The sequence below is a fragment of the Bacillus sp. C30 genome, assembly GCF_040838255.1.
In the GTDB taxonomy this organism is placed as follows: domain Bacteria; phylum Bacillota; class Bacilli; order Bacillales; family Bacillaceae_G; genus Bacillus_A; species Bacillus_A mycoides.
In genome coordinates, this window is the sequence record NZ_JBFPJH010000383.1 from 1 (window position 1) to 2,880 (window position 2,880).

4 protein-coding genes are annotated in these 2,880 nt (G+C 36.0%); 3 read left to right on the forward strand and 1 reads right to left on the reverse strand.

Features of this window, described 5'->3' with window-relative positions; genetic code table 11:
* The first annotated feature begins 451 nt into the window (after positions 1-451).
* From AB3X49_RS20575 to AB3X49_RS20585, 3 genes are all read left to right on the forward strand, one after another.
* The gene (locus AB3X49_RS20575) at positions 452-799 is read left to right on the forward strand and encodes a site-specific integrase (protein ID WP_367964416.1); all 348 of its coding nucleotides are present in this window, start codon (positions 452-454) and stop codon (positions 797-799) included.
* A 79-nt stretch (positions 800-878) separates the two neighbouring features.
* On the forward strand, positions 879-1,193 hold the full coding sequence (locus tag AB3X49_RS20580; RefSeq protein ID WP_002012639.1) for a thioredoxin family protein: 315 nt from the start codon (positions 879-881) through the stop codon (positions 1,191-1,193).
* 422 nt (positions 1,194-1,615) lie between these two features.
* Complete coding sequence (locus tag AB3X49_RS20585) at positions 1,616-2,497, forward strand: cation diffusion facilitator family transporter (protein WP_002085782.1); 882 nt, start codon at positions 1,616-1,618, stop codon at positions 2,495-2,497.
* On the opposite strand, the gene AB3X49_RS20590 is transcribed toward AB3X49_RS20585, so the two are convergent.
* Positions 2,487-2,880: phosphatase PAP2 family protein (locus AB3X49_RS20590; RefSeq protein ID WP_367964418.1), on the reverse strand; the 394-nt coding region annotated here is incomplete at its 5' end. The two genes, AB3X49_RS20585 and AB3X49_RS20590, sit on opposite strands and share 11 nt — an antisense overlap.

The following is a 2,880-nucleotide window of genomic DNA, read 5'->3' on the forward strand; positions in this document are numbered from 1 at the left end:
GTATACGAATAACTCTATTAATAATGATCATTTAATAGCGCTTGAATCAGAAGCTAACCAGCTTTGTTATATATGGAATAAGATGTAAAGAGTACTATTCATCTCTTTCAATACCTTTTCCATGCATAATTTGGGCACAATTTTCACAGATCCTATCAGTTTCGTTTAATTGAAGCCCACCCTGCATTGTTCCTCACGAACAATGCAGGGTGGGTGTTTTTTCAAAAATAGTTTCTTTAACCATTTCCGCATCCTAACTCACCTCCTCCGAAAGAGTGATATAATGAGCTCTCTCCACTAAATCAGCGTTAACACCCTAGCTTTTTAACCGATGAAGAAGTTCTTCGTTTTTTAGAACATGCAAAAGAAAACCGTTATTATATCGCTTATCTTCTTGCTATTACATGTGGAATGCGTAAAGGTGAAATCTTAGGTATACAATGGAAAAAGATTGCTGATTTTACCTGACATTACTTTAATGGCACTAAATGACCATCTGCAAAAAATCTCTGAGGAAAAAGAGCGATATGATGAAAGCTATAATGACTACGATTTGGTCTGCCGTTTCAGAAGTTTGACACAGCTCTGGAAAAAGCTTATAACGAAAAGTGAGGTTCCTGATATTCGGTTCCATGTTCTGAGGAGTATGTTAAAGCAAGGTATACATCCGAAGATTGTGAGTGAACGATTGGGGCATAAAAAAGTAGGTATCACCTTGGACACCTACTCACATGTTGTACCAGGCCTACAAGAAAAAGCAGTCGAGGATTTTGCAAACAACCTATTTCAAAAACACTAATGTTTGCAAAATGTTTGCAAATACGGATTTTGCATAAAAATACTAGCTTATCCGTGTGACATTGAGAGGAGTCAAAAACATGAAAGAAATCAAAGCTGAACAAGAATTCAAAGACATCATCGCAAGCGAGGAGCCAGTAGTTGTTAAGTTCTTTACTACATGGTGCCCAGATTGCGTGCGTATGGACAACTTTATCGGAGATGTAATGGAAGAGTTCAATAAATTTGAATGGTATTCTATTAATAAAGATGAGTTCCCAAGTATTGCTGAAGAGTATCAAGTAATGGGTATTCCAAGCCTACTTGTATATCAAAATGGCGAAAAGTTAGGTCACTTACATAGTGCAAATGCAAAAACGGAAGAGCAAGTTACTGAGTTTTTAGAAGCATACTAAGAAACGAAAAACCTCTGAAAAATCATCAGAGGTTTTTTTCGTTTTCAAATTGTTCTTTGCCTTTGTCTCTTTCTGGAAAGTGAATATTATAATGCTTTCTCCTCTTCTTATTGAAGAATTTTGTTATCATTTCTTATATATTACTCACATGAGGAATTACAAAGAGTCATTTTGCGAAAAATATATATGAAAAAAATTTTGAGAATCATTATTCTCGCCCTCTTTCCATTTGCCATAATCATCATTAATTGTTTAATAAATTTCCACTTTGTACTTTTCAACATATTTTTCCTTAACGAAACTTTGTTATCCCCTTCTTAAAAAGCTATAAAACGTCAACAATGTTTGTATAGACCCACACGAGTTTCGTTTGATACTCTATGTATAGAAAGAAATTCCTTGTAGAAAGGCGAGTGATTAAAATGGATTCTCTTTCTCATAAAGAAGCTGATAAAGGTGCTATTGTCAGCATTATAGCCTACATATTTTTATCCTCTATGAAAATCATCATCAGTTATATTACCCTCTCTAGCGCATTACGTGCTGACGGTTTGAATAACTTAACGGATATTGGTGCTTCTTTAGCAATATTAATTGGCCTGAAAATTTCTCGTAAGCCTCGTGACCCAGATCATCCATATGGGCATTCGCGTGCAGAACAAATCGCATCACTTGTTGCTTCCTTTATTATGGCAACGGTCGGATTAGAAGTTGTTATTAGTGCAATTCAATCGTTTTTCAATCCGAAACAAGCAGCACCTAATGTACTTGCTGCATGGGTGGCTTTATTTTCTGCTGTCGTTATGTACGGTGTATACAAGTATACGAAAAAGATTGCAATGCGAACAAAAAGTAAATCATTAGAGGCTGCTGCAAAAGATAATTTATCAGATGCTCTTGTAAGTATTGGTACAGTAGTAGGTATAGTCGGAGCACAGTTCCAAATGCCTATTTTGGACCCTATTGCTGCTTTACTTGTCGGTCTTATTATTTGTAAAACCGCGTGGGAAATTTTCGTAGAAGCTTCTCATATGCTAACGGATGGAATTGATCCTGAAAAAATGGATGAATACGCTGATGCTATAGGGCATATTTCAGGTGTAGAACATATTGTAGATATTCGTGCTCGTATGTATGGGAACCAAACGTATGTGGATATTACAATTGAAGTAGATGCTCGAATGGATGTTAGCGAAAGCCATTGTATTACTGACAATATTGAAGATATGCTTCGAAAAAAATTCGGAATTTACCATGCTCATATTCATGTGGAGCCCATGCAAAAAGAACCTATTATGACATAGGTTCTTTTTTAATGAACGCCTTATGAAATATAATACATAAAACGAGCCAGCTACCGCCCGCTGCCCATCCGGCTAATATGTCAGATGGATAGTGCACGCCAAGATAAATTCGGCTAACTGAAATAGATAATACAACGAAGCTTGCTATAAAAATAATCAGCAACTTTTTATGCAATGAAATACGATCTTCTGTAATTGTGACGTATGCAATAAATCCTAAAAAAGCAGTAGCATTCATCGTATGACCGCTCGGAAAGCTATATCCAGTTGCTGTAACAAGCTGCGTCACATCAGGTCGTGCTCGTTCATACCATAGTTTGAGCATACTGTTCAAATAACGTGATCCGTAATAATTAATTGTTAGAAGTAATGCACTTAATATT